Origin of the sequence: Undibacterium sp. Di24W (assembly GCF_049340325.1) — a bacterium.
In the GTDB taxonomy this organism is placed as follows: domain Bacteria; phylum Pseudomonadota; class Gammaproteobacteria; order Burkholderiales; family Burkholderiaceae_D; genus Undibacterium.
This window is the reverse complement of sequence record NZ_JBMPOP010000034.1, coordinates 1-312: the sequence shown is the minus strand read 5'-3', so window position 1 is coordinate 312 and position 312 is coordinate 1. Positions and strand designations below refer to the sequence as shown.

The 312-nt window shown below is 39.7% G+C and carries 1 protein-coding gene; it reads right to left on the bottom strand.

What is annotated here, in order from left to right:
• The coding region (locus tag ACO0KZ_RS20510; RefSeq protein ID WP_422998649.1) for a hypothetical protein at window positions 1-312 on the bottom strand (312 nt) is incomplete at both ends.

Below are 312 nucleotides of genomic sequence, written 5' to 3'. Positions count from 1 at the left end.
CATGCTTAGTTACTTGCTTTTGCAGCCATTCTAGCCCTTGGAGAATACCTGTTTGAGTTGCATCCTGATCTATCAATAGTTTGATTTCAACTTGTTTGTAGAGGGCACCCTCTTGTCTACGGACAGTATTTGCAAAATCAGTGGCATCTTTTGCTGGGTATGTTAGTTTTGTAATTTTCTTATTAGAATAATTGGCAGCGCCGACTGACAAGACATACAGTCTCGGACGAAAATCGAATTCTTCCTCTTCTTTTTGTTTTATTGATTCCTTTGCTGTGAGTTTTCTAGTCACTTTAAAGGTGGCAGGAACCG